The sequence below is a fragment of the Streptosporangium pseudovulgare genome, from assembly GCF_014648055.1.
Lineage (GTDB): Bacteria > Actinomycetota > Actinomycetes > Streptosporangiales > Streptosporangiaceae > Streptosporangium > Streptosporangium pseudovulgare.
Genome location: NZ_BMQJ01000057.1, coordinates 1 through 1,467, shown reverse-complemented (window position 1 = coordinate 1,467; position 1,467 = coordinate 1). Strand labels below are relative to the sequence as shown.

The 1,467-nt window shown below is 66.5% G+C and carries 2 protein-coding genes; both read left to right on the top strand.

What is annotated here, in order from left to right; translation table 11 throughout:
* A partial coding sequence (locus tag IEZ10_RS38420; RefSeq protein ID WP_229812103.1) for a hypothetical protein occupies positions 1-506 on the top strand: 506 nt, incomplete at its 5' end.
* A 169-nt stretch (positions 507-675) separates the two neighbouring features.
* Complete coding sequence (locus IEZ10_RS38415; protein WP_189251416.1) at positions 676-1,458, top strand: transposase family protein; 783 nt, start codon at positions 676-678, stop codon at positions 1,456-1,458.
* The last annotated feature ends 9 nt before the right edge of the window (positions 1,459-1,467 follow it).

Below are 1,467 nucleotides of genomic sequence, written 5' to 3'. Positions count from 1 at the left end.
GAGCCTTTTTCATGCTGAAATTGCAGCTCATAGCCGGTGAGCCCAGCGATCATCAGGGCCTTGGCCGCGCCGATCGCAAGCAGTTCAGCACCTCTTGCGATGCTGGAGTCATGACCGATCTCGAGCCTGTGGATCTGGAGTTGCTCGCTGGGTTCGCCGCGAAGATTGATCCGTTCATGCAGGGTGTCCTCGTCAGTGGGGATGTGGAGCAGATACGCGGCTTCGTCCTCGAAGCAGCGTGGAACTGTACGGAGCGGCCGTACTTCGAGCACCTGTGGGGGGTAGGCGGGCTCTACCACGTCTGGATGGGAATCGACGACATCCTCGACGGATGGCCCGTCGACCACGGGGCCGATGCCGATGCCCTGGCCATGCGCGAGTTCAGACTCGCGGCCCAGGAGTGGCTGGACATGCCGCGGACGGAGACTGGGTTCCGGCACTACGTGCATCGGTGGGAGAGACGGGTAGCGGAAGACACCTGGCCCGCACCCGGAGGAGTCAACTGACGGCAGCAGCCGGCCTCGCCCGGCGATCGCGACGACTCCCGCCGACCTTGAGAGCTTCACGACCTGACGGCGCTGGTCAGCACAGATACAGAAGGCCGGGTTGAGATGAGAGGAGGCTCCCGGTAAGACAGCAGTCGACCAAGATCCGATGCCCCGACCAGGAGCCTCGTTGCTGTCTTACCCTGCCGCGATTCCGCTGTCCAACCGCACCCTTACCCGTCTGGCCAAGCTGATCCGCGCCCACCGCGCGCACCGTCGGTCCCGATGGCGCCGCCTCAGCCCCGGACAGCAGGCTCTTCTGGTCCTGGCCCACCTGCGCAACGGCGACACCTACGCCCGTCTGGCCGTCGGCTTCGCCATCGGCACCGCCACCGCCTGGCGTTATGTGCGTGAGGCGGTCGACCTGGTCGCTGCCCTGGCCGACGACGTGCACACCGCCGCGCTGAAGGCCTCCCGCCTGGCCTATGTCGTCCTCGACGGCACGCTCATCCCGATTGACCGTCTGGCCGACGATGCACCGTACTACTCCGGCAAGCATCATCGGCACGGGGTGAACGTCCAGTTCCTCGCTGATCCGGTTGGCCGGCTGGTGTGGGCCTCGCCCGCACTGCCCGGTGCAGTGCATGACCTGAACGCGGCTCGGCGGACCGGCTTGATCGACGCCCTCACTGGTGCCGGTATCCGGGTCTTCGCCGATCGGGGGTATCAGGGTGCGGGCGGGGTGATCCGTACCCCGTTCAAGCGCCATCGGTACCGGCCGCGCCTATCGCGCCATCAGAAGGCGGTCAACCGCTCCCACGCCCGCATCCGGGCGATCGGGGAACGCGCCGCCGCGACTCTCAAGGCGTGGAAGGTGCTGGACCGGCTCCGCTGCTGCCCGCGCCGCGCCACTGCGATCGTCCAGGCCATCGTCGTGCTGCAGACCTTCGAAGCTGACCGCTATTCGAGATGAAAAAGGCTC